This is a genomic window from Acetobacter sp. DmW_043, from assembly GCF_002153485.1.
Lineage (GTDB): Bacteria > Pseudomonadota > Alphaproteobacteria > Acetobacterales > Acetobacteraceae > Acetobacter > Acetobacter thailandicus.
In genome coordinates, this window is sequence record NZ_JOMN01000001.1 from 30,187 (window position 1) to 55,853 (window position 25,667).

Annotated in this window: 23 protein-coding genes and 1 pseudogene; 4 read left to right on the forward strand and 20 right to left on the reverse strand. The window is 48.7% G+C overall.

Annotated elements, in window-relative coordinates:
• Positions 1-65: 65 nt before the first annotated feature.
• Positions 66-1,013, forward strand: a complete 948-nt coding sequence (locus tag HK11_RS00125; protein WP_233133226.1) for an AraC family transcriptional regulator — start codon at positions 66-68, stop codon at positions 1,011-1,013.
• A gap of 211 nt (positions 1,014-1,224) precedes the next feature.
• Here HK11_RS00125 and HK11_RS00130 read toward each other — a convergent pair whose 3' ends face one another.
• The 5 genes from HK11_RS00130 to HK11_RS00150 all read right to left on the reverse strand — a co-directional run bounded on the left by HK11_RS00130 (position 1,225) and on the right by HK11_RS00150 (position 7,423).
• A complete protein-coding gene (locus tag HK11_RS00130) occupies positions 1,225-2,133 on the reverse strand; it encodes a hypothetical protein (RefSeq protein ID WP_143216331.1) in 909 nt (302 codons plus the stop codon).
• 242 nt (positions 2,134-2,375) lie between these two features.
• The gene (locus HK11_RS00135) at positions 2,376-3,965 is read right to left on the reverse strand and encodes a bifunctional aspartate transaminase/aspartate 4-decarboxylase (RefSeq protein WP_086553318.1); all 1,590 of its coding nucleotides are present in this window, start codon (positions 3,963-3,965) and stop codon (positions 2,376-2,378) included.
• Positions 3,966-3,995: 30 nt separating this feature from the next.
• Positions 3,996-5,687 (reverse strand): aspartate-alanine antiporter, encoded by a 1,692-nt coding sequence (gene aspT, locus HK11_RS00140; protein WP_198943196.1) that lies wholly within the window; start codon positions 5,685-5,687, stop codon positions 3,996-3,998.
• 310 nt (positions 5,688-5,997) lie between these two features.
• On the reverse strand, positions 5,998-6,981 hold the full coding sequence (locus HK11_RS00145; protein WP_086553319.1) for an aldo/keto reductase: 984 nt from the start codon (positions 6,979-6,981) through the stop codon (positions 5,998-6,000).
• 52 nt (positions 6,982-7,033) lie between these two features.
• Entirely contained in the window at positions 7,034-7,423 is a 390-nt protein-coding gene (locus HK11_RS00150) for a cupin domain-containing protein (protein ID WP_086553320.1), read from the reverse strand.
• Between the two features lie 128 nt (positions 7,424-7,551).
• Between HK11_RS00150 and HK11_RS00155 the strand changes: the two genes are divergently transcribed.
• On the forward strand, positions 7,552-8,448 hold the full coding sequence (locus HK11_RS00155) for a LysR family transcriptional regulator (RefSeq protein WP_086553321.1): 897 nt from the start codon (positions 7,552-7,554) through the stop codon (positions 8,446-8,448).
• Positions 8,449-8,577: 129 nt separating this feature from the next.
• Here the strand turns inward: HK11_RS00155 and HK11_RS00160 are convergent, their stop codons facing one another.
• The 11 genes from HK11_RS00160 to HK11_RS00210 form a co-directional block, all read right to left on the reverse strand.
• Positions 8,578-9,318, reverse strand: a complete 741-nt coding sequence (locus HK11_RS00160) for an SDR family oxidoreductase (RefSeq protein WP_086553322.1) — start codon at positions 9,316-9,318, stop codon at positions 8,578-8,580.
• 242 nt (positions 9,319-9,560) lie between these two features.
• Positions 9,561-11,333 carry an AMP-binding protein gene (locus HK11_RS00165; RefSeq protein ID WP_086553323.1) on the reverse strand — a complete coding sequence of 591 codons (1,773 nt, stop codon included), beginning with the start codon at positions 11,331-11,333 and terminating at the stop codon, positions 9,561-9,563.
• 14 nt (positions 11,334-11,347) lie between these two features.
• Positions 11,348-12,595 (reverse strand): MSMEG_0569 family flavin-dependent oxidoreductase, encoded by a 1,248-nt coding sequence (locus HK11_RS00170; RefSeq protein WP_086553324.1) that lies wholly within the window; start codon positions 12,593-12,595, stop codon positions 11,348-11,350.
• A gap of 14 nt (positions 12,596-12,609) precedes the next feature.
• Positions 12,610-12,897 carry an MSMEG_0570 family nitrogen starvation response protein gene (locus HK11_RS00175; protein ID WP_086553325.1) on the reverse strand — a complete coding sequence of 96 codons (288 nt, stop codon included), beginning with the start codon at positions 12,895-12,897 and terminating at the stop codon, positions 12,610-12,612.
• 2 nt (positions 12,898-12,899) lie between these two features.
• Positions 12,900-14,066 (reverse strand): MSMEG_0565 family glycosyltransferase, encoded by a 1,167-nt coding sequence (locus tag HK11_RS00180; RefSeq protein ID WP_086553326.1) that lies wholly within the window; start codon positions 14,064-14,066, stop codon positions 12,900-12,902.
• A complete protein-coding gene (locus HK11_RS00185) occupies positions 14,063-15,034 on the reverse strand; it encodes a sll0787 family AIR synthase-like protein (protein ID WP_086553327.1) in 972 nt (323 codons plus the stop codon). The genes HK11_RS00180 and HK11_RS00185 overlap by 4 nt, the downstream gene beginning before the upstream one ends.
• Positions 15,034-15,588 (reverse strand): MSMEG_0567/Sll0786 family nitrogen starvation N-acetyltransferase, encoded by a 555-nt coding sequence (locus tag HK11_RS00190; protein WP_086553339.1) that lies wholly within the window; start codon positions 15,586-15,588, stop codon positions 15,034-15,036. The genes HK11_RS00185 and HK11_RS00190 overlap by 1 nt, the downstream gene beginning before the upstream one ends.
• A gap of 2 nt (positions 15,589-15,590) precedes the next feature.
• Entirely contained in the window at positions 15,591-16,700 is a 1,110-nt protein-coding gene (locus HK11_RS00195; protein WP_086553328.1) for an MSMEG_0568 family radical SAM protein, read from the reverse strand.
• Complete coding sequence (locus HK11_RS00200) at positions 16,697-17,665, reverse strand: Nit6803 family nitrilase (RefSeq protein WP_086553329.1); 969 nt, start codon at positions 17,663-17,665, stop codon at positions 16,697-16,699. Before HK11_RS00200 ends, HK11_RS00195 begins: the two co-directional genes overlap by 4 nt.
• Before the next feature lie 23 nt (positions 17,666-17,688).
• On the reverse strand, positions 17,689-18,171 hold the full coding sequence (locus HK11_RS00205; RefSeq protein ID WP_086553330.1) for an MSMEG_0572/Sll0783 family nitrogen starvation response protein: 483 nt from the start codon (positions 18,169-18,171) through the stop codon (positions 17,689-17,691).
• A 341-nt stretch (positions 18,172-18,512) separates the two neighbouring features.
• The gene (locus HK11_RS00210) at positions 18,513-19,916 is read right to left on the reverse strand and encodes a PLP-dependent aminotransferase family protein (RefSeq protein ID WP_086553331.1); all 1,404 of its coding nucleotides are present in this window, start codon (positions 19,914-19,916) and stop codon (positions 18,513-18,515) included.
• Positions 19,917-20,320: 404 nt separating this feature from the next.
• On the opposite strand from HK11_RS00210, the gene HK11_RS00215 reads away from it, so the two are divergent.
• Positions 20,321-23,110, forward strand: coding sequence for a bifunctional aconitate hydratase 2/2-methylisocitrate dehydratase (locus HK11_RS00215; protein ID WP_086553332.1), 2,790 nt, complete (start codon positions 20,321-20,323; stop codon positions 23,108-23,110).
• Between the two features lie 432 nt (positions 23,111-23,542).
• Here the strand turns inward: HK11_RS00215 and HK11_RS00220 are convergent, their stop codons facing one another.
• The 3 genes and pseudogenes from HK11_RS00220 to HK11_RS00230 form a co-directional block, all read right to left on the reverse strand.
• On the reverse strand, positions 23,543-23,821 hold the full coding sequence (locus HK11_RS00220; RefSeq protein WP_086553333.1) for a hypothetical protein: 279 nt from the start codon (positions 23,819-23,821) through the stop codon (positions 23,543-23,545).
• A gap of 133 nt (positions 23,822-23,954) precedes the next feature.
• Entirely contained in the window at positions 23,955-24,197 is a 243-nt protein-coding gene (locus HK11_RS00225) for a hypothetical protein (RefSeq protein WP_086553334.1), read from the reverse strand.
• A 309-nt stretch (positions 24,198-24,506) separates the two neighbouring features.
• Positions 24,507-24,910, reverse strand: a pseudogene (locus HK11_RS00230) (transposase); the annotation flags it as partial.
• A 239-nt stretch (positions 24,911-25,149) separates the two neighbouring features.
• Between HK11_RS00230 and HK11_RS00235 the strand changes: the two are divergent.
• On the forward strand, positions 25,150-25,419 hold the full coding sequence (locus tag HK11_RS00235; RefSeq protein WP_233133228.1) for a hypothetical protein: 270 nt from the start codon (positions 25,150-25,152) through the stop codon (positions 25,417-25,419).
• A 61-nt stretch (positions 25,420-25,480) separates the two neighbouring features.
• On the opposite strand, the gene HK11_RS00240 is transcribed toward HK11_RS00235, so the two are convergent.
• The coding region (locus HK11_RS00240; protein WP_143216332.1) for a T6SS immunity protein Tdi1 domain-containing protein at positions 25,481-25,667 on the reverse strand (187 nt) is incomplete at its 5' end.

Below are 25,667 nucleotides of genomic sequence, written 5' to 3' on the forward strand. Positions count from 1 at the left end.
CTGCCATATACCCTTAATTCTCCTTTTGCATGGATCAGGCATGACTATAAAGATGAGAGAAGCTCATGGACGAACATCATAAGGATAATTTTATGCAGGATATTCTGTTACGGCTGCGTGATATGATAGACCGTCACTGTGTTGAGCCTCTGACACGGACAGTCGTGCCTGACCTGATTTTATTTCGTGCTGATGCGCCGACCATACCTGCTGATGTCGTATATGAGCCGCGTTTTTGCGTTATTGTGCAGGGTGCCAAACAGGTCGTTCTGTGTGATAAAGTTTTTCATTATGATGCCAGTAAATACCTCGTCACAGCCGTTGACCTGCCTGTAACAGGGCAGATCACACAGGCCTCACCTGATGAGCCTTACCTGTCTTTATGTCTGACACTTAACCCTGCGCATATTGCTGATCTTTTACTTGAAATGCAGGATACCTTCCCCGGTAACGGATCCTCCTGCCCTTCCTGCATGACAGTCAGTGCACTGAGCTGCGAAATACTTGACCCGGTGATGCGGCTTGTCAGGCTCATTGAGCACCCTGAAGACATTCCTATTCTGCGGCCTGCTATCTTACGTGAACTGCTATACCGTTTATTACAGGGCCCACAGGGCTACGTACTACGCCAGATTGCAACAGCGGGCACAAACCTTTCACAACTTAACCGGGCAATCAGCTGGATCCGCAACCACTATACTGAATCGTTTGATATTGCATCAGTTGCTAAAATGGCGGGGATGAGCCCCTCATCGTTTCACAGGCATTTTCGTGCAGCAACGATGATGAGCCCCTTACAATACCGTACAAAACTTCGTCTTCAGGAGGCGCGCAGACTGCTTTTAAGCACTTCAGCTGATGCCGCAGCCACAGGATTTTCAGTAGGCTATGACAGCCCCTCTCAGTTTAGCCGTGAATACCGCCGTATGTTTGGTGTACCACCAGTACAGGACGCACAACGTATACGCTCTGCCAGCGTAACTGCTGAGGGACCATTCTCCATGGCAGGATAAGGCCTGATATACCGCCATATATGAGAAAAATAATAAGGCGGGGCAACAATATTACCCTCTCACAGGAAGAACATATCAGACATCATGGGTGATTAGCTTAACGGCAAACATAATTATAGCTGCCGGCTGAACAGACGGTTATCCACCGCCTGTATTCAGCCCCTGCTTTTCTCTTCTTGTATTTTACCGGCCTAAAATAATTTAAACCACTTCAAAACATTGAATTAATAGCAAACTGCGGCGTGATCTGAATAGATTTATTGTGACCGGCAAAGTAAAAAGAAGACCCGACAATAATCCCCCACCGTGGGTTCCAGTTATACTCCATCGCCGGGGCAATCTGCCAGTCACCTGAAGCCTTACCAATCGTGTGAATATACTGACCATCTGCATTATGCCCGCGCAGTCGGGTACCATTAGCCCAGTCACGCGCCAGGTCCATTGCCACAACCCAGCTCTGATTGATACCATATTCAAGAGAAAACCCGGTCTGACCACTCATTCCTGGTTGTCCCTTACCCCTAAAGCCCATAGCAGTACCGTAACTGGTAACATCCTGCAGCTGTGCTGAGGTCACTGCCCGCCTGAACCAGTTCCACATACGCAGACGCAACTGATGGTGCCCTGGTAAAGTGTAAGTAGACTGCTCTGTCAGAGCAAAACGGAAGACATAAGCACCAGTGCCTATTCCATCCTGAGTGTCGCCGAGCTTTTTATAATCTCCCGCAGGGAAAATCATACCGACAAAGACATTCAGGGCCGGAATATAACGTTTAGGGTCAGGACGTAAAATGCGATAAATAAGATCAAGCGGCATATCACCAGCTTTAGGACCATGAGAGTGCCCGTCATTATGTTTCCAGCCATACTGAACAACCGTATGAAACTGGATACTAAAATCAGGTGTGATTCCATATTTTATAAGTGTGGAGTTAGCAAAACTACGCTGATAAGGATGTTTTTCCGGACCTGAACGGTTATGCGCATCAAAAGCACCAACTGGCTGACTATATGAAAAATAAGGCTCGATATTAAGAATACCCGACGTCGTTGTACCTGAAGGAGAAACCAGAGAACCTGTGTACCACTGGTCAGCATAGGCAGGAGGCTCATAAGCCAAAAAAAACGTACAGCAGCCAGCTATAAATCCCCTCTTTATTGTTTGTCCCACGAACTTTTTTCCTTTTGTATAACCTGCTTAAGATATCTTCTGTTTTTTTTAAATATCTAAGGTTGATACGACATCGTTTTCCACAGCCGGCATGACATGAGCTACCCGTTATTTATGTGTATTTCTGATAGCTACAATAAAGAGATGATATATTTACGGGCGGGAAGAAAATTCTTCCCGCCCGATTTTCATCAGGATTTTTTCTGCTTGAATTCCTGATAATACTCATCAACCATTTTACGAAGAGCACTGCCAATGGCGGCATACTGAAACTCGTTCAGATTTGCCAGAGAAGCGCGGGCCGCTGCGCGGACTGTACCAAATCCTCCGCCTGGCAACAGTACTATCCCTGTTTCATCTGCAATACGGAACAAAATTTCACCTGTGCTTGCACGCTCAAGCATCCATTTTGCAAAATCTTCTCCGTAAAGCGCACGGCAGGTATCTTCAAGATCAATAAGCGTATAATAATCGACAGCATTCGCATCTTCTGACCGGCTGACTCCCAGCTCACGATACATCACAGCTTCGCGACGTCGAATAAGATTTTTAAGAACTTTTTTATATCGTTCTTCATGATCGGTCAGCACAAATAAAGAGAATAGTACCATCTGCACCTGCTGCGGTGTAGAGAGACCAGCAGTATGATTGAGAGCCACCGCTCTGCTGTCAGCAACAAGGCGGTCAATAAACTTAAGAGCTGACGGATCAAGCGTCAGGCTGCTGTAGCGCTTTGCAAGACGGCTTTTTTCTTCAGCGGGCAGATTTGCGAGGTGAACGTCAATCGCGTTATCTTTATGCATACCGATAACGCCCAGTCGCCAGCCGGTTGCACCAAAATATTTCGAGAACGAATAAACAAGAATAGTGTTGCACGGACAAACTGCATAAAGAGAGCGGAAATTATCTGCAAATGTACCATAAACGTCATCTGTTAAAATCATCAGATCCGGACGTTCCTTAACGATGGATGCAATCTTAGCAAGAGAGGCATCATCCATTTTTACAGAAGGCGGGTTACTGGGGTTTACACAAAAGAAAATCTTGACGCCCGGATCACGCAGTTTTTCAAGTTCATGCTCAGGGTACTGCCAGTTCAGAGCCGGGTCAGCCTGTACGCTAACGACTTCAAGCCCATATTCTTCAAGCTGCGGAATTTCAATATAGGGTGAGAAAACCGGCATCCCTATCGCAACTTTATCACCTTTATTAATCAGGCCATTCTGCTTCATCGTATTGAAGACATAGGCCATGGCAGCAGTACCGCCTTCAGTCGCAAAGAACTCTGTCGTGTCAAGCGCAATATCTCCACCCACCATTTCGCGCAAAACATACTGGCCTACAATTTTTTCGCTCAAAGGCAGCATGCGAGGAGGTGTGGGGTAATAACAACCAAGAATACCCTCGACCATTTCCTGAAGGAACTCAGACGCCGACAAGCCCATCTGGTCACGCACATAGCTCACAGCGACAGCAAGGGCATCTGCATCTTCCTGCCCCTGACGCGCCTCAACAAAACGGTCAAATCGCCCTTCTATTCCCTCAACACGCACCATTCCGCCCAGTGCAGGAGATAAATAAGACATAGATAAACGAGATTCAGCCAGAGCAAACTGCCCAAACAGGAAAAAAACTGCCCGGGGTAATGTAGCAAGAAAATTTGGATTTCCCCGCCCTGCATTAAGCATCGCACGGTCTGCCTTTGAAGAGGCGAGGCGAATAAGTTCGTCTTTCAGCTCAAAGGGGCTCAGGCTGGCAAATTTTGAATAATCCGTACTCATCAGAACATACCTTTTAAAAGGAGAAAAAAATCAGGAAAATGCAACAACCAGCGGCCCCAGCAATGTCAGTAAAACATTGGCTACCGCATAAGTAATGGCGAACGGTGTTGTTGGAACAGAATTACCTGCCTTGCTGAGAACCTCACCAAAGGCAGGATTTGCGCTACGTGACCCGGCAAGTGCACCGGCAAAAATAGCTGTGTTATTATAACGCAGCACATAACGCCCAAAAAGCATTGTCAGCACCAGGGGTATCAGTGTTACGATAACGCCGAGCAGGAATAACGTAATCCCCTGCTGCATAATTGTCGTTACCGCCTGCTGGCCGGTTTGCAGCCCTGTTACCGCCACAAACCCGGCAAGACCTAAATCAACCAGCAACGCTGAAGCCCCTGAAGGCATATTACCAGAAGAAGGGTGTCGTCCCTGATACCAGCCAAACAACAGGCCAGAAAGCAGTGCACCACCACCGCTGCCCAGTGTAAGCGGGACTGAACCCAGATGCACAACAGCGAGACCTATTAAAAGGCCAACAGCCACGCCTAAAGAATGAAAGACCAGATCAGTTTTAATACTGGGCACCAAAATCTGGCCAAGCTGTGATGCAACACGCTGTACGTCTGCTGATGCACCGAGAAGGGTGACGACATCGCCGTCATGAACCTCAGTATCCGGGGTCAAAGCAAGTTTTACACCAGCCCGCGACAAAGAGACCAGATACACGCCATGCCGCGTTACGGCAGAGAGCAACTGCACACACTGTTTAATAGTTTTACCGGAAAAGTCTTTTCTTGAAAGACAGATATCACGACGCAACAGAACGAAATCAAGGCCAGCCACTTCACCAGCTTCCTGACCAATCTGCGCTCCTGCTGCAATAATATCAGCACGACGACCAACAAGAAGCACATTATCACCAGGCTGCAGAGAAGCATCAGAGCCTGTTGCCAGCATCTTACCGTTACGCACAATTTTTTCGAGCGTTATACCCGGACTAAGCGCCTCAATAGCTGCAACTGTCAGATCTGACTTTGTTATCTGATAAGCCCGCCCGATCAGATCGGGAAAAGATTCAACTTCACCCTCCCCGGCAATATGCACGCCGGCTGCCTGTTGTGATTCTGCGCGCAGCGCATCGTCTCTTATGCTTCGCTTCATAAGCCACGGAAGCACATTAACACACATAATAATGGGGCCAATTGACCCAAAAATATATGTTACAGCATAACCAACAGCGACATTACCCTGAAGCTGCTGAACCTGTACCAGAGGCAAACCAAGTTTTTCGAGTGATGAACCGGCAGTACCGATAATAGCTGACTGTGTAAGGCCACCAGCCGCAAGCCCTGCCGCCAGACCTTTATCAAGATGAAAGATACGGGCGATCACTACAACAGTGACAAGGCCCGTTACGGCCAGCACACCAGCCATTAAAATTTCACGCATGGTCTGACGACCAAGCGAACGAAAAAACTGTGGTCCGCTCTGATAACCTACAGCGTAAATAAACAAAGCGAACAAAACAGTTTTTATACCGGAATCTATATGAACGCCGACCTGACTGATCAGTACAGCGGCCAGTAAAGTGCCAGCTACCCCGCCAAGCTGGAAAGAACCAAAACGGAAACGACCGATCCAGCATCCAGCCAGTAGTGCAAGGAATAATGCTATTTCAGGACACGCCTGAAACAGGTCAGAAACAGCCAAGATAACTGAATGCACCGGATATTCCTTAATCTGCTTAATTTTGTTTGATATTATCTTACATCATGAACTATTATTTTAATAATTCAAATCTAAAAAATATAAAATAAATTTTATAAATAAAATTGATAATAAATTTTTGTTTTATAATCAAAACAAAATTGTAAAAATAATTTTTATATTTTTATGCAAGCAAATAAGTATTTTTGTTTTAAGAAAAACATAAAAATAAAAAGCTAACCGGTTGGCTTTCTGATTAAACAGATTTACTCATAAAATCATTCAGCCGTTCTGATATTCGGAAGATATCAGAACGGCTTTTTAAAAATTATCGTCCGGCCATTTCTTTAATCCAGGCGGGATAACGTTCACCTGCCACTACAATATCAGCAAGAGCTGCATCAATACGCGCAAGCTCTTTACTACTCAGAATTACACCTGCTCCACCCAGATTTTCTTCAAGCCGGGCGATCTTTGTCGTTCCAGGAATAGGAACAATCCATGGTTTCTGCGCCAGAAGCCATGCCAGTGCAATCTGCGCCGGAGTAACCTGATTAGCCGCTGCAATATCCTCAACCAGAGTAAGCAGCCCCTGGTTTGCGGCAAGAGATTCAGGAGAAAACCTTGGCACTACATGACGAAAATCATCCTCGCCAAATGTGGTCTGAGTATCAATTTTTCCGGTCAAGAACCCTTTTCCCAAAGGACTGAAGGGTACAAAACCAATTCCCAGCTCTTCAAGCGCAGGAAGAATTTCTTTTTCAGGTTCACGCCACCATAAAGAATATTCACTCTGTAAAGCTGTGACCGGAAGAACAGAATGTGCTTTACGAATAGACTGCACACTGGCTTCTGAAAGGCCGAAATGCCTTACTTTCCCTTCCGCTATCAGATCCTTTACTGTACCCGCAACATCCTCCATGGGTACGTTCGGATCAACACGATGCTGATAAAATAAATCAATGACATCTGTACGCAGTCGTTTGAGTGACTCTTCAGCGACCTGACGGATCCGCTCCGGGCGGCTGTCCAGTCCCTGCTTTGAATCCCCGTTACGAAAGCCAAACTTCGTGGCAATCACCACATCTTTGCGTACAGGTTCCAGAGCTTCACCAACGAGTTCCTCATTCGTAAACGGGCCATAAACCTCTGCTGTATCGAAAAAGGTAACGCCTTTTTCAAATGCGTTACGAATAAGATTAATCGCACTTTTATGCTCGGTTGCCGGACCATACCCAAAGCTCAGCCCCATACAACCCAGACCAATAGCTGAAACTTCCAGACCATTTTTTCCAAGAATACGTTTTTTCATAATTCATTTCCTGTCAGTGAAATTAATAAAGTTCTTTTCTGTCTATGAATTTTTAACGATGATACTGCTCATCACTGACATGCTCCATCCAGTCAGAGGACCTGCCATCCTTTGTTTCTGTAATGGCAATATGTGTCATCGCGCATTCTGGTGATGCACCATGCCAGTGTTTTTCGTCAGGTTCGAACCAGACAATATCACCAGGATATACCTCTTCAACCGGACTACCTTCACGCTGAACCCACCCGGAACCAGCTGTTATAAGAAGAGTCTGCCCAAGCGGGTGTGTATGCCAGGCTGTACGGGCACCAGGTTCAAAAGTGACGGTGGCACAGGCGAGAGCACCACTCCCCGCGAAGGGTGCATCCACGCGTACTGTTCCGGTAAACCATTCTGCCGTGCCTTTAACAGATGGTCTGAAACCAGGACGTCTGATATCCATGAGTTCTTTCCTTGCGAATTGAGCTGCAGAAAAGCAGCTCCTGCTATACAGGAAAAATTATTGAACCATGACGCTATTGCTATGATTAGATGCTATAATACGCTTGATCTTATATCAGAGGTTAATAAATGCGTCGCAGCGAACTGGTCGATCTTAATGCGTTCATGGTAGTTGCAGAGGAGCAGAGCTTTACGCGTGCCGCGGCACGACTGGGAACGTCACAATCCACACTAAGTCACACAATACGGCGCCTGGAAGCAAGCCTTAACGTAAGACTTCTGACCCGAACAACCCGGCGCGTGTCTCCTACACAGGCAGGTGAACGCCTGCTGAGTACACTCGTTCCTGCACTCGATACAATTGCTGATGAAATTGCCTCTATCAGCGAATTATCAGATAAACCGGCCGGCACTGTGCGGATTACAACATCAGAACATGCCGCCACTACCCTGCTATGGCCAGCACTCAAAAAATTACTGCCGCAATATCCTGATCTTCACGTTGAACTGGCAATAGAGACCGGCCTGACAGATATTGTCGCTGAACGTTTTGATGCCGGTGTGAGACTGGAAGAAACAGTTGCCCGTGATATGATTGCGGTACCCATTGGTCCGCCACTCCGTATGGTCGTTGCAGGGGCTCCTTCATATTTTAAATCGCACCCGGCACCTGTTACACCGCACGATCTGTCACAACACAGCTGTATCAATTTCCGCCTTCCAACGGCAGGGGGCATTTATGCGTGGGAGCTGGAAAAAGGCCATCGTGCGCTACGTGTTCGTGTAGACGGGCAACTCACCTTCAACTCACCACAAATGATCCTTCAGGCAGCTGTTGATGGCTTTGGACTGGCATACCTGATGGAAGATCAGATCGCAGCCTGCCTTGAAGACCAGCGCCTGGTCTGTGTACTGGAGGACTGGTGCCCACCATTTCCGGGCTATCGCCTGTATTACCCTAACCGGCGACAATCTTCTGCAGCTTTTCGTTTAGTCGTTGACGCATTACGCTACCGCGAAAAATAACTGACTATCCTGCAACATAGTCACGATACGCCATCAGGATACTCTCCTGCTGCTTCAATAAGAAATCGTCATCATTACCAAAATACCTTTCAGTAATGATGCACAATTCAGAGCAAATAAAGAGAATATTCAGTATAGCTGAGCCGTAGGGCGAAACAGAATCTCATTAATATCAACATCATCTGGCTGGCTCATGGCAAATACGACCGCCCGTGCAAAGGAATCTGCCGGAATGGCATATTTATCGTAGAATTCCTGAATGGTTTTTGCCGTATCTGCATCAGTCACGCTTTCCGGCAACTCTGACTGAACAGCACCGGGAGAAATAACTGTTGAACGAATATTATAAGGTTTAACTTCCTGGCGCAAACCTTCAGAAATAACCCTGACTGCTGTCTTGGTGGCAGAATAAACGGCGCCTCCCGGGCCAACTTTATGACCTGCAACCGATGAAACATTTATAATCTGCCCGCTCTTCTGTGCCTTCATATAGGGCAGCACAGCAGCAATGCCGTAAAGTGTGCCTTTAAGGTTAACGTCAATCATCCGGTTCCAGTCCTCGATGCGACATTTTTCCAGAGGAGAATGAGGCATAAGACCGGCATTATTAATGATCACATCAATACGGCCATGCAGTTTTATCGCGCGATCAACCAGCGCCTGAACCTGCTCGGGCTGTGTTACATCTGTCTTCACGGCTGCTCCTGCACCCAGAGAAAGTGTGTTAACCAGAGCCTCAAGCTTATCCAGACGGCGGGCACCAATAACAATTTTGGCACCGTCAGCCGCAAGCCGTCGCACAGCAGCCTCGCCAAGGCCACTACTGGCGCCGGTAATAACGACAACTTTGCCTTCAATATTCTGCGCCATAATATTAATCCTCTTTTGCGTTAAAAACGCTGCATGCAACAATCAGGGCAAAAAAGGCTGCTGACTGTAAGCATACAACACTCACGTGGCGTGAGACCTGAACAACCACGCCCAGAGTATAGAATAAATAATTATAATAATTATCGTATTTGTTTTGCATGAAGCCATATTCAGGATTCATAAATAACAGGTATCTATGCCAGCTTCATTTTTATATTAATTTCATTGAAAACGTAGAATAATCAACAACAATGTAATTTTTTTCTGATTATTTTACCTGATTTTGTCACAGGAAGACTGCTGATAAACCGTACATCTTTAAGGCCGACCCACGGCCCAAGCATATCGTGAACTTTTCTGACAATCTGATCTGAAGAGAGCTCATGTTCTGCTTCAGTTTTTGTTACGACATAGGCAACAGGCCTTTGCCCTCTCAAAGGGTCAGAAGTAGCAATTACCGCACAGTTATAAACAGCAGGATGAGAGGAAATGATTTTTTCGATCTGCACCCCTGAAATACGGCGACCTGCTACCTTAATCACATCATCAGAACGCCCGAACATACGAACAGTAAGATCTTCCTCAATACTCCCTTCATCAAAAGTACGGTAATATTTTAGGGTATTATCAAAATATAATGCAGGAACAGTGACAGCCTCATCTTTCCACAAACCAGCAAGGCAACCAGGAGGCAAAGGCAGTTTTAAAAGAATTTCACCACTCTCCCCTCCTGATGCAGGGGGTTGAATAACAGGGAGAAAACCTGGCGCAGGTCGTCCGATTTCATTCCCCTCACTCTCGGAGTTATAATCAGGCAGGCCTGAAAAATGAGCTGTGATACTCCACCCGGTTTCAGTTTGCCACCAGTGATTAAGCACCGGTTTGTGAAAGAACGAGCGTGCCCAGTCGAGCAATGCCGGGTCTGCATACTCTCCGGCAATAAAAATCTGTTCAAGAGCAGGCAGCTTCACATCAGAATGATAACGGCTTTCATGTCGTATAAGCCGCATCTGTGTCGGTGTCATAAACAGACATTTTACAGTGTGCCTGCGACAAAGAGCCATTACAGAAGCAGTCGCTGTGCATCCTTCTGCCAGCACACTTGTACAACCACTGATGAGTGGCGCGTAAACACCATAAGAATGGCCCACGACCCAGCCAAGGTCAGATGTCGTAAAAAAAGTATCACCGGGCTTACAGTCGTAAATCAGCTCCATAGACAAAGCGAGAGCAACAGCATGGCCGCCATTATCGCGCACAATGCCTTTTGCCCGGCCCGTTGTGCCAGAAGTATGCAGAATATAAAGAGGATCTTCCGCATGGAGTAAAACCGGCTCTGCCGGCTCTGCCTCTTCAAGCACATGAAAATTATAATCCCGCCCTGGCTGTAATGCTGCCGGGCAGGCATCACGCTGTACAATAACGCAGGCTGATGGCTTATAAGTAGCCAGGGAGAGTGCCTCGCTGAGAACAGGAACAGACGGCATAACAGTACGCCCCTGAAAGCTACAGCTGGCAGCAATAACGACTTTCGGGGTTACATCATCAATACGCTGTGCCAGCTCAGGGCCTGCATAACCAGCAAAAACCACAACATGCACAGCACCCAGCCTGGCACAGGCCAGCATAGCAACAACTGTTTCGACCATCGTTGGCATGGTGATCAGCACTCTGTCACCACGCCCCACCCCCAGAGCACGCAAACCACCGGCAAACCCGGCTACTCTTGTTTTCAGCTCCTGATAAGTAACAACCTGATGCTCTTTAGTTGCGCATGAGTGCCAGACCAGCGCCGGCTGTGCTCCGCGACCACCCTCAACATGGCGGTCAACCGCGTTATAGCAGGTATTCAGCGTCGCGCCGGGAAACCAGTCATGCCACCCGTCTTCGCGCACACGGCATGCAACCGAGGGAGCCTGCTTCCATGTGATGCGCCGCGCAGCATTCAGCCAGAATATCTCAGGAGCAGAGACAGCCGCATCATACATCGCGTCATATGTTGTCCATGGAAGCATAGCGATGATCCTTCTCAGGCTACAGAAACGTCTTTGCCGGTGATCTGGCCTGCCAGCCATGCAGCATCACGTGATACACCTGAGAACCGCCCTGACCCCCATGTGTGCAGCCATGGCAGCCCGAGGAAATAAAAACCTGGTGCATCCGTCACACCCCGGCGCCACACAGGCTTATTCGCACCATTAAAGACGGGTACATCAATCCAGCGATAATTTGGGCGGAACCCAATACACCAGATGATTGACGTGATCCCCGCTGCCATCAGGTCAAGGGGGGCATTCCTGCCATCAGGCAGCCATACAGGCTCATAAGGTGCTTCAACCGGTGCTTCTATGCCTTCGCGGGCAATATAGGCATCTATAGATTTTTTGATATCAGCATTGGTCTTATCTGCATCATCGAGATTTTCTTTCAGATCAGGCAGAAAATATGCAACATCATCGCGAATTGTCTCAAGTGTGCCATGCAGACCAACACCCTCTTTCGCAAAAAGACGCAGGTCAAGATCGTGCCCGCCATTGCGGCCGGTCACATAATGATTTGTCTTGTCACGCGCGCCATCGCGCAAGGGATGATTATCAACCGTCAGATCGTAAAACTGCATATCGGCCAGCCAGTCCACCACATCGCGGCCACGATAAAAGCGTGAAACACGCGGGGCTGACCCAACGCAGAGATGTACTTTGCGGTTTTCAAGGAAAAGATCCTCAACAATCTGTGCACCAGACTGCCCGCTCCCCACAACCAGCACAGCGCCCTCAGGCAGCTGTGAAGCATTGCGATAATCCTGTGAATGCAACTGAAAGACTGATGAATCAATAGCACTGGCATATCCGGGCACAACTGCATCATGATACGCACCTGAGGCAATCACAACATGCTCTGCATGCCATACCTCACCATTAGCAATAACCCGGTAACCACCCTTTTCATGACGGGTAACGGATGAAACTGCCGTATGTTCACGCAAAGGCGGGTTAAATGAATTAACAAATCCTTTTACATACTCTATAATTTCTTCTTTCACCATAAAACCATGCGGATCTTTTCCCTTATAGGGGTGCCCGGGCAATTCACACTGCCAGTTTGGTGTTACCAGACAAAAATTATCCCACCGTTCATCATCCCATGAATGACAGGCTGTTTTCGCTTCAAAAATAATATGCTCAACATTTTCACGACAGAGATACCAGCTCATAGACAGGCCAGCCTGACCACCACCGACAATAATAACAGGAATATTTTTTTCATTCTGTGTCATGGTATTTTTCCATCTCAGAAACTGAAAGACAGGACGCTCACCTGTGCGTCGGGTCGGTTAAGAAAAGGCACGCAGGTCTGACGAATAACCTGAAGCTGGCCAAGGGCACGGCTGCATGGAAAGCCATAACGTGCACGTACACGCTCACTCGCTTCGCCGAGTGCTGTTTCTGCCTTTTCAAGAAAAATGCGGACCGGGTATTCCTGACCAGGCGTAAAATGATCCTGAATAACCAGGGAGGGAGAATAACAGTTTGCCTCCTTCCCGTCGGGCCATCGCACACGAAAAATCATTTCGGGCATGCTTACAAAACTCCTGAAGCATGGACACCGGCACGCGATAATGCGGCCAGGCGCCCGTATGCTAAAAAATGCCGCCTGGCGACATGATGCCAGGCGAAACGACAGGCTGTTGCGGGGCCACTCACCTTAAAGCGCTCCTGAGCAACAGCGCTCAGGGCTGCACGCAATGCATGAACCAGTGTTGCCAGGTGCCGGGGATCACACCAGAACACCTCATCGCCCTCAAAGTGCTCGGTAAAAGGCCTTAAGGCTGGTACAATCACCGGAGTGCCGCAGGCCATGGCCTCAAGCGGGCACAAACCAAACCCCTCCGTTTGTGACGGATAAGCCAGAACAGAAGCCTGCCTGTACAATGCAGGCATATCGTCATCTGCAATGGTTCCTGTCACAGTAACTGCTTTTTCCAGGCCTGCGCTCTGAACTCTCTCGTCAAAAAGGCGACGATAATCTGTGTGATTCAGCAAAGACGCGCCCCCTGCAATCACCAGGTGCAGGTCAGGCTTATCCTGTCGTATCGCTTCAAAAGCCTCCAGCAGAAGAAGCGTGTTTTTACGCCGCTCAACACCACCAACAGAGAGAATAAACGGCGTATGTTCAGGCAGCCCGTAACGGCTGCGCAACTGATAGTCCTCCGGCTTTATTTGCGCAGAGAAATGTGTCAGATCCACTCCATTGCCCACAACCGGGGCATGCCGGCCATAATCTGTCAGCAAAGTGTCCTGCCAGAGCTGACTGACCGTAAACAGTTCATCAGCGGCAGCTAACCCTCTGACCTGACGTGCAGCCACACCTGGATCAGAGAAATTATCCAGATGATGCACCGTGCGGGCAAAACCTGCTATCTGCCCCTCAGCAACCAGATCAGCCAGAGCATTCGCACTCAGCGGGTCCTGCGCATGCAGCACATCGTACTGTGCATTGTGACGCAGAGCTGCTGATATCTCGCCAATACGACGCTCCACCAGTGATGGTAAGTGCTGCTCTGCCACAGCGGGAATATAGCGGGTAGCGCACCGGGGTTTACGAAAAAAACCTGCCCCCGTCACATCTGGCGCAATAAGGGTTGCCTCATACCCCGCATCGCACAATGCTTCTGCCAGGGCCATACCGTGCACAACACCACCGCGCGGGTTTGTTGAGTGCGTCAGAATACCAACTGAAAGGCTCATGGTGCGCACCCCATGAGAGTTTTTTGCCCAAGGTCCCAGAAAGTTTCTTTCTCATCACCCCATGTCACCTCAAGGCGACGGGTATCGTTACAGACACCAATGACAGCAGCATCGATGTCACGTCTGTGAAAACGATCCATAATCGTCTTTGCATTTTCAGCTGATGCGGTGAGCAGATACCCGTAACTGGGGAATGCTGACAGCCACCGTAGCATTGGTGCATCATCCGGGCGGGGAATATGATCAAGAGTAATGCTCATGCCGATACCTGAACATTCCGCCAGCATCAGAGCTGTGCCCAGCAGTCCCGCCATGCTGATATCTTTTGCCGCTTTGCTCAGACCATCCTCTGCAATAGAGGGGAGAAGTTCGAGATCTCCTCTCAGGCGGGCGTCATCATCTGTACCACATAGTGCTGAACTTGCATCCCAAAATGGATGAGGGTCATGCCAGCGACCACGCAGGTCTATGGCTGCGATCAGAACCTCACCCGGGCTGGCATCAAAACTTGTCAGTAAACGACGCGCACGCCCAAGAATAGCAACAGAGAGCGAATTATGCGTGCTGCGCATACTGGTGTGCCCGCCGGCAACCGGTACATGATACGTGCGTGCGCCATCACGCAGGCCGGTCATAATTGTCGCTGCCGTTTCTGACGTCTCGCTCCACAGCGCATCAACTACAGCGACCGGGCGCCCGCCCATTGCGGTAATGTCGCTGACATTAACCATCACCCCGCAATAACCGGCAAACCACGGCATGGCCCGTACAAAACTATCCTGAAACCCTTCACTTGCCAGGAGCAGATAACCCTCTCCGTCAGGAATGGCGGCACAATCATCACCAGGTCTGAACCCTGTTTCACTGGCCTGGGGAAGAATAGCTGTGACAGCGGCAATATCCTGCTTGGCAGCAAGAGCGCTGCCGGTGCGTAATGTATGGAGCAGCGAAGCCAGTGCGCCTGTCATTATGCCACCTGCCGGTTACGGGGCTGAGGACGAAGCAGCCAGGTCTGGTCAAGCCCGTGTGGCGGATAGCGCGTCAGGTCAGCCTGCATATCATGATGTGGCAGGCCGTGCAGTGTCACTTCCCCCAGGCTTTTCCAGTAAAGCCGGCGAAAAAACAGCACATTCTGCTCCTGTACCTGGGCGAGAAAACGCGTCGCCCCCAGACTGTGCGCGGTACTGACAGCCATGCGGATCAGCTCTGCGCCAATACGCCCCAGCTTACGGTGTTCAGCCTGCACAGCCAGGCGAGAGCCACGCCATACGCCGGTCTCAGCCTCATGAATACGCACAGCACCCACAACACGATCTGGCATGCCTGCTACACAACAGGCGGCAATAACAGGAAGTGCAACATCATCAATCTCATCCCGGTCATCACCTGAGAAAATATGCTGCTCCGTGCAGAAGACTTCTCTGCGAAGTGCGTAAAAACCGGCTTTTTCCCACGGTGTACGGGCAAGTCGCACAACATATTCAACAGGAATAAACGGGCGATTTTCTACATCTTCCGTCATCATCATGGCTCATAAGCTGAGAGAGAGGAGCAGGCACCACAACGGCCACACCCGGCACGAATGTCAGTCGATTTCATATTTGCTTCACGCAACATACGACCCAATGGTGCCAGCACTGACTTCATGAAGTCGGCTGAAGGAGGAGCGTGATTTTCAAGCGGTGTGCCAGATATAGGCACAAACGGCACCACAAAGGGGTAAACCCCAAGTGCAATCAGACGTTCAGCCAGAGCAAGAATGTCTTCTGCACTGTCACCCAGTCCTGCCAGAAGGTAGGTATTAACCTGCCCGCGCCCGAATACAGGCACAGCGCTGGCAAAGGCCTCCATATACCGTTCGACACTGACAGTCGCTTTACCTGGCATAATCTTTTCGCGCACCACCTGGGTCGCGGCCTCAAGGTGCATGCCTAAACTATCTGCCCCGGCATCACGAAGGCGACCGAACCAGTCATGATCGCGCGGCGGCTCACACTGCACCTGTAACGGCAGGTCAACCGCAGCCCGAATAGCACGCGCTGACTCCGCCAGCACAGCCGCACCCCGGTCAATGACGTTCGGCGTGCCTGTTGTCAGCACCATGTCGCGCACACCATCAAGCTCAACCGCAGCCTTAGCAACCTCGGCTAACTGAGCGGGTGTTTTATACGCAATTGTACGGTCTGCTTCGAGCGACTGCCCAATGGCACAAAACTGGCAGGAGGTACGGCGGTCTGCATAGCGAATACAGGTCTGATGCACCGTTGTTGCCAGTGTATCACGCCCATGCAGCAGAGCGATTTTCCAGTAAGGGATACCGTCAGCTGTGCTTAGCCCGTAAAAACGTGGCGCTGACGGAAAGTGAATAATACCAAGTGTCTGACCATCGCGCTGCAACACGCTGCTGCCGCTCTGATCTGGCAGACTGGCCTGAAATGGCGAACGCTGAGCCCCTGCCGTAAACACCGGCACCATAATGGTCTGCCCGGCAATCGTGATTGTTTTATGATCTGACGGCCCGGCACCGCCTTTACGCGAGATACCACCGGTTTGTTCACCAATCTGCAGCCCCATAGACTGCAGATCTGTAATAAGCTTACGGCCTGATAATGTGCCAAGTGTCGGGACAGTCATAATACGTCCCCTTCTTTGTCACGGGGTGCCTCTTCACCCACATAATGCACCGTACTGGCCGGACGACGGTCATGCAGCAGACTAAGCAGCTCAGGACGGGCATAATGCCCCACTGAATCCATCATACGTTTACGTTTAGTAATCAGAGCAAAATCGAGATCTGCAATGACCATGCCCTCACCTTCGGTCAGAGGCGGAGCCAGATGCCGGCCCTCGGGGGATATGATGGCCGTAAAACAACCACCACGCAGAGGCCCTTCAAGAGAAGGATCGCGGGCGACATCCTTAATCTGCTCTTCAGTCAGCCAGCCTGTCGCATTGACAACGAAGCAGCCTGATTCAAGCGCATGATGGCGAATGGTGACTTCCATCTGATCTGCAAAAATCTGCCCGACCAGCGAACCCGGAAACTGTGCGCAGTGAATTTCTTCATGCTGGGTCATCAGCGCATAGCGTGCGAGAGGATTATAATGCTCCCAGCAGGCCAGTGCACCTATACGACCAGCTGCACTGTCAACGACTTTAAGCCCTGCACCATCACCCTGCCCCCAGACCATACGCTCATGGTAAGTCGGGGTTATTTTGCGGCGCCTGAGCAGAATCTCGCCCGTCGCATCGAAAATAATCTGTGTGTTGTAGAGCGTGCCGACATCGCGCTCGTTTACACCCAGCACAACAACCATACCGGTATCACGTGCAGCCTCAGCCACCATGTCTGTTACCGGACCAGGAATAACAACAGCGCGCTCATAAAGCTCAAGATGTTCGCCACCAAAGCGAAATGCGGGCTGAATAAAAGAAAAATAAGGGTAATACGGCACAAAGGTTTCAGGAAAGACCGCCAGCTTCACGCCTTTTGAGGCGGCATCGCGGATGGCCTTGCAGACTTTCCGGGCAGTACCCAGACCATCGTCACCAAAGACGGGGCTGATCTGAATGGCTGCGGCGCGAACAATACGTGACATGATGGCGATTCCCCCTTCGGCCGTCAGAGAGTCCAGCTGTTCAGAATAAACGCATTATCGCGGCGCGCGATGAGGGTCAGGTCGAGTACATCCTGAGGGTTAATGGGTGTAATACCCGGAATCAGATTATGCTCGCCATATCCATACAGTGCCTGAAGAGCGAAGCGGCAGGCGTAAACTTTTCCGCCTTCTTCAAGAATTTTCACGATCTGCTTATTGCAGTTCATATGACCTGGAAAAGCTTCATCACCAAGGCGGGGGAAACCACGCTGAACACCCAGGGTCACGCCCGGGCCATAGAGCAGAACTGATGTCTCGAAACCTTTGCGGATAAGACGTGTTGCCTGCAAAAGGTTTACAAACCCGACTGAACCTTCGTTGGCAACAGTATGAAATGTGATAAGCGCTTTTTCGCCTGGTTTTGCTTTAACGTCTTCAAAAACTTTATTTTCATAATTGACGAAGCAGTCACCATCTTTATGGGGTGCGTGTTCGATTGCTGGCATAGTATGTCTCCCATGTACTGCGGCCTCCGGCGGCAAGCCGGACCTGACCGTGTTGCCGAAGCAAACGTGACACGGGATAAGGGAAAGACAAAATATTGTATGCTTTCATAAAGCATTACAAACAAATCAAAATAAAAATTAAACGACAATACTATGCAATCAAAAGCATACAATATTTTATGAAAAATCGTACAATCATATCATATTAAGGTAACGTATTGTTTTAAAAGGGATTTTTACTCACTAATTCGTGATCGATGCCCGTTCTTGTTTTTCACTTTCTCTCTGAGTGATGCCCCTCAGACAAGGAGTCTTCCTGATGCCTGCGCAGAGGAAGCCGGTCATACAATATCCGTAAAACCAGGTGAGCGCTTATGATGGAGAACAGACATCACCCCGTTTAAAGATTCCTCAAGGCTGGCCGCATCAGGTGCACTTCCCAGAGCAATGCGGGCCCGCTGTGGCGGCTCACCACTAATGGTAAAAACAGTGCTTGGCACCAGTGCCAGCCCACGCCTGCGCGCATAGGCTACAAAATCTGCACTTCCCCACCATTCTGGTAGTTTTAACCATACATGCGGGCCACAGGGGTTTGCACAATGGTCAGGCCCCAGCACTTTACGTGCAACAGACTGACGCAAACGAAGCTCTTTTTTTATAGCCTGAAGCAAAGTTTCAGCCTGGCCGGTCTGCATCCATCTTGCAGTCATTGCACTCAGCAGACCTGCATTCGTGAGTGCAATGGCCCGAATAGCAGCTGTGACCCGGCGGGTCATATCAGAGTTAGGCAGGGCCACATAAGCAGTACGCAAACCAGGACTGAGAGTCTTTGCAAGTGTAGCAATATAGCTCACCCGGTTATGGTCTAATACCGCCAGCGCTGGCAGCGGTTCATCCAGCAACAGACTGTAAGGATCATCTTCAACAATATGCAGATGGTGTCTCTGTGCCACAGCCAGAATATCTTTACGGCGCTGCAAAGACATTGTTGCTGTCGTAGGATTATTGATGGTTGGGATGCAGTATAAAAGACGCGGATGATACTGCGCACAGACATGATCAAGCTGATCTGGCATCATGCCTTCAATATCACTGTCAACGCCTGCAAGAATAAGCCCAAACTGTGCAGCTACTGTACGAACGCCCGGATAAGCAATGCGATCTGTAACAATAACGTCACCAGGCTGGGTAAGGCTGCTGACAATCGCAGCCAGAGCGCTTTGTGCCCCCGGAGCGACCAGAATATCATCCGTACGGCGCGCCCCAAGAACCGGCGCGATCCATTTCGCGCCAAGCTGACGCTCTTCAAGTGTGCCACCGGTCACACGATAAGACATAAGGCTGCTGAGATCCTGCTGTTTCAGGATCGCAGCAATATCATTTTGTATAATACGCTGGAGCGAGGGGTCCTGCGGGATAGGTGGCAGGTTCATTGTGAGGTCAACAACGGCAGGCCCTGTATGTCGCCAGTGGCTCTCACCCGCTCCTAAACGCACAAAAGTGCCGCGGCCCACTGTTGCATCAATCAGGCCACGACGACGCGCTTCAGTGAAGGCTCGTGTCACTGTCGTAAGATTAGTGCCGAGATACTCTGCGATCGTTCTCTGCGGAGGCAGCTTATCCCCCTCCTGCAAATCTCCTTTCCGTATAGAAAAGGCCAGTGCATCGGCCAGTGTCAGGTAAATAGCGTTCGGGCTCTGGTCAATCTGCTGTTTCCAGTTAGCCAGATAATCATAAACAGGCATAAATAGTACGTTCCTGACATCTGCCACAGCATATAGGGCATAACTCCACAGAGTGCTTACAACGGGCAGACAGGGTTGTCATGCGAATTGGCATGAAAAAGCTGCTCCCGCCCCTTCCTCAAAAAGCAGTGCCGGAAATTTGAAATGACAAAAGCCCCATCATCAGTCAGATAAGCAAAGCCCAGTGAAGTGAGGCTGGCTGTGCAGGCTGGTCTGACAGGCATGTGGGTTGCTTTTTAAGCGGTGAACGCTGAATTAAAAGGACTGTTTTGCTGGAATACAGTGTCTTGTCTGTCGAAGGTAGCTGACGTAACTGAAATCGGTCTGACCGTTGCCAGCTCAGCCACCACCGGTTTGCAGGACTGTGTTTCAGGTCCACACACATCAATGACGTTGGAATTGCCATGAACGCCTACTCAGATTACCTGGCCGAAATTAAGGACAGAAAAAATCAAGGACTTGCTCCCAAGCCAATCGACGACGGTGGGCTGGTTCGTGACATTATTGCGTTAATTGAGGACGCCGGTAACGAGCACCGTGCTGATGCCCTTAAATTCTTTATTTACAACACACTGCCAGGCACAACCAGCGCCGCTGGTGTGAAAGCAGAATTCCTTAAAAAAATTGTTCTGGGCGAAACAGTTGTCCCGGAAATTACACCAGCTTTTGCTCTTGAGCTGCTTTCACACATGAAAGGCGGCCCGTCAGTTAAAGTTCTGCTCGACATCGCGCTTGGTGATAAGGGTGAAATTTCTGCCCAGGCCGGCGAAGTGCTGAAAACCCAGGTATTCCTCTACGACGCTGACATGTTCCGTCTGCGTGACGCCTATAAAGCTGGCAATGCCGTCGCAAAAGACGTGCTCGAAAGCTATGCCAGGGCTGAATTCTTTACCAAACTTCCTGCCGTAGAAGACGAAATTAAAGTTGTGACGTTTATCGCTGCTGAAGGCGATATCTCAACTGACCTTCTGTCTCCGGGTAACCAGGCACACTCCCGCTCAGACCGTGAGCTGCATGGTCAGTGCATGATCTCACCTGAGGCGCAGAAAGAAATCGTTGCGCTGCAAAAGAAACACCCTGATGCCCGGGTGATGATGATTGCCGAAAAAGGTACAATGGGCGTTGGCTCATCCCGTATGTCAGGCGTGAACAACGTTGCGCTCTGGACCGGCAAACAGGCCAGCCCTTATGTTCCCTTTGTTAACTTTGCTCCTATCGTCGCGGGCACTAACGGTATCTCACCGATTTTTGCAACCACAGTGGATGTGACCGGCGGTATCGGTATTAACCTGAAAAACTGGGTTAAAAAAACCGACGCAGACAACAAGCCTGTGCTGGACAAAGACGGCAACCCGGTTCTTGAACAAAAATTCTCAGTTGCGACCGGCACTGTTCTGACTATTGATGTAAAAAACAAGCAGCTTCGTGACGAAAACGGTAAAGAGCTGGTTGATATTGCCTCTTCATTTACGCCTCAGAAACTGGAGTTCATGAAAGCCGGCAGCTCTTATGCTATCGTTTTCGGCAAAAAGCTCCAGACGTTTGCCGCTGAGACTCTTGGCGAAAAAGCGCCCAAGGTTTTTGCTCCCAACAAAGAAATCACAGTTGATGGCCAGGGTCTGACTGCTGTTGAAAAAATCTTCAACCGCAACGCTGTTGGCGTCACACCGGGTAAAGTCCTGCATGCAGGTTCAGACGTCCGTGTAAAAGTAAATATCGTCGGGTCTCAGGACACGACCGGTCTGATGACTGCACAGGAACTTGAGGCAATGGCAGCGACTGTCATTTCTCCTCTCGTAGACGGTGCCTATCAGTCTGGCTGTCATACGGCTTCAGTTTGGGACAAAAAAGCACAGGCAAACATTCCGAAACTCATGAAATTCATGAATAATTTCGGTCTGATCACTGCACGCGACCCAAAAGGCGTCTATCATCCGATGACAGACGTTATTCATAAAGTTCTGAACGACATCACGATTGATGATGCCGCGATCATCATCGGTGGTGACAGCCACACCCGTATGTCTAAAGGCGTTGCTTTTGGCGCTGACTCAGGCACCGTAGCCCTTGCACTGGCCACGGGTGAGGCAACAATGCCCATCCCTCAGTCTGTTAAGGTCACGTTTAAAGGCAAAATGCAGCCACACATGGACTTCCGTGACGTGGTGCATGCAACACAGGCGCAGATGCTTAAGCAATGTGGCGATAACGTTTTCCAGGGTCGCATTATCGAAGTGCATATCGGCACACTGCTCGCTGACCAGGCCTTTACCTTCACCGACTGGACGGCTGAGATGAAGGCAAAAGCAGCGATCTGTATCTCGCAGGATGAGACACTGATAGAATCGCTTGAAATTGCCAAGTCACGCATTCAGATCATGATCGACAAAGGCATGGACAATGCCGCCGGCACGCTGAAAGGCCTGATTGCTAAAGCTGACAAGCGTATTGCTGAGATCCGTTCAGGTGAAAAACCTGCTCTGACCCCTGATGCAAACGCAAAATATTTCGCTGAAGTTGTTGTTGACCTTGATCAGATCAACGAGCCTATGATTGCTGATCCTGACGTAAACAACCCTGATGTGTCTAAGCGTTATACCCATGACACTATTCGCCCTGTTTCCTATTATGGCGGCAATAAGAAAGTTGACCTTGGGTTTGTTGGTTCGTGCATGGTGCATAAAGGCGACATGAAAATTGTTGCTCAGATGCTCAAAAACCTTGAAAAAACTCAGGGTAAAGTTGAGTTTAAAGCACCGCTTGTCGTTGCCGCACCAACCTACAACATCATTGACGAGCTGAAAGCCGAAGGCGACTGGGAAGTTCTGGAACGTTACTCTGGCTTTGAATTTAACGATGACAAGCCAAAAGCAGCAGCACGTACAGAATACGAAAATATTCTGTATCTGGAACGCCCTGGCTGTAACCTGTGCATGGGTAACCAGGAAAAAGCCGCTAAGGGTGATACCGTTCTTGCAACGTCAACCCGCCTCTTCCAGGGACGCGTTGTTGAAGACTCCAGCGTGAAGAAAGGTGAATCGCTTCTGGCCTCAACACCTGTTGTTGTGCTGTCTGCGATCCTTGGACGTATACCTAACGATGAGGAATATAAAGCTGCTGTCGAAGGGATTGACCTCACCACTTTCGTCCCGCCGAAAGCGACACCTCTCGATTCAGCCTCAGTTCACTACTAAAATATCCACTAATGTTCAGACCCTGCGGGTCTGAACATTTCGGGTGTTTCGGCTTCTGTGCTTCTCTCTGCTTGCAGGGAGAGAATAGATGCGACGATATGGCCTGAATGACAGCCAGCGGGAGCGGACAAAAGATCTTCTTCCGGGGTCATGAAGGCCATGTCCACGGGATAACTGACGATAGCAGTTTATTTGTGAAAGCGGTTCTGTATCGTTACCACGCCGGCATTCCCTTGCATGATCTGCCTGTCCGTTCTGATAGTTGAAAAACGTGCACCGGCGCCTGCGTAGCTGAGCAAGGGTGACATATTTGAGCAGATTTCCGGCATCTGGCAGGTTATGCTGAAAGGTCAGAGTTACCGCTCAGTCCTTTCGCTTTTTCTGTGAAGCAGTCTTTTCTGTTAGGAAAAACAAAGGTTAAAAATCATATCCTTATGATATATAAGGAAGTAATGCCTGAAATATAAGCACCAAAGGTATAGATACACTTACATATATAGATCTTAATTTACTCTTTTTTTTCCACTTTTTTTGCTCTTCATCAAAGGGCCACATCGCCAGACCTACCATTGTAGATAAAATCAAAACAAAAGGCCATAAATCATACCCTTTAAAAAACTGCCAATACGAACATAAAATGAATGAAATGCCTACAATACTTGAATGTTTATAAGAAAAATCTCCTATCACTTTTATAAGTGATGAAATCATTATTTTATTTTCCGGCGTTCAAGGTCAAGGTTATAAATTGGCCAAAGTGTTTTTTGTTGATAATCTTTTCTAAGATCAACAGGTAGCACTGCGGCTGCTATCTTCCCTCCTACACCACTTGCAACTGATTTCGCTATGCTGGTGCTAAACGAGACATAACCGCACCAGCCGCAAGCATTTCAGGCATTAGTGCTGTCATTATTGCACCAGAAACCAAACCAAAAATAGATATCATTGCCAGTTTTGCAGCATCTATATAATAACTTGGAGCATGGTAAGTGCTTTGTATATTCTGAATTTCACCATCAAAAATTTGCGTAGCATAGGTTGCAAACTCAACTTCAGATAACGCAAAAAGGATAGGATGCAGGATCAATAATAATTTTATCCATAATAAACAGAAGGCTCATAGCAAGCCTCTGATAAGACTGCATATCTCTAGCCTGACTTGTAAATCCAATATTTTTTAAAGTGGCACAGAATGCATAAACTTTAAGTTGCGATCTAAGCTGCTCACGAAATCTTGGGTCAAATCTTACGAAACACATACCCAGAATAAAACCTGGGTCTCCTGGTCAATAAGGTTGGTATTCAAGAGCGTCCTGTTTCTTTTTTTTCAGCTTCTGTTCTTTGTTTTTGAATGATTTTTTATTCTTCCTGCCACCTTAAATTATACCAGAGGGTGTTATGCACTTTGCGTGAGCAGTCGGGCTGCGTTTTTCAACATGAAACCAGCGAAGGCTACGATGTGCATTGCGGCGAGTGTTGAAACGCAGCGCTCGTAGTCTTTCAGGAGCCTTCTGCACCGTGTTGCCCACGCGAATGATCTTTCCACGATCCATCGTCAGGGCAGCAACACAAAACCCCGTTTTGTCTGAGGCCGCCTGACGATTTCGATGGTAATATTGTGCTCTTCAGCGGCTTCCGTTGCTTTTGATCCGGTATAGCCCTGTTTGCCAGAGTGACGTGCAGAGCAAGAAGATGCCCCGGGGTATCGACCGCCATATGCAGCTTCGATCCGTTCTTTTTTTTCGCGCCATCATACCCGGCACGCGATCGACTCTCCGGAGTTGAACGCAATGTCCGACTGGAAGCAGGATATAAAGGAAGCTCCTGAATGTCTTTACAAAAAAACATAAAATCAGCGATTTAAAAATTAAAAATGATATTATATTGTCGTTATTAATAGATATTTATAAAATAAAGTATCATGACAAAGACGGAATAACTTACTTATAAGCAAATTACAGATAATAGTGGAACTGTTCGTGTAAGTGTTCCTTTAAACTCTCTGTCTTCCCCGAACACACAGGGTGAACGAAGAAACAATGTCGACCATGCGACTAGCCATAGTTAGTTTACAAAAAGAATTAAACCGTCGAGCAGAAAATGCTCAAAAAGATAAAAATTACCTTAAAGAACTACACGATAAAAATACTGATTTAAGAATACGTCTGGCTATAGCTGAGGCACTTTTAGCTGAACGCGATCACCCTACGTTCACCTCTAACGTAGAAGGGAAACAAAAATCAGGTATTCCGGTGAACGAACGGGGTGAGTGTTCACCCCGTTCGTGCTGGAAACGTTTCTTTACTTAAACCGGAATTTTATGATTATTTTAAACAAAAGTCAGAACACATAAAGAAATATAAATTACCTCTATGATGTTGCTTCGCCAGCATTACGGACAAATTCCGTATTATCCTGTTCATTTTCGCGAAGAATCCGTAAATTACCCATCTGAGCAAGAAGTATAAAATGAACCCGAGCATCGACGATCTGAATATGTTTTACCGATGGTGAACCGCCAAGCGCAAGTGCCGGAAAAAAACCGTAGCATTTACCA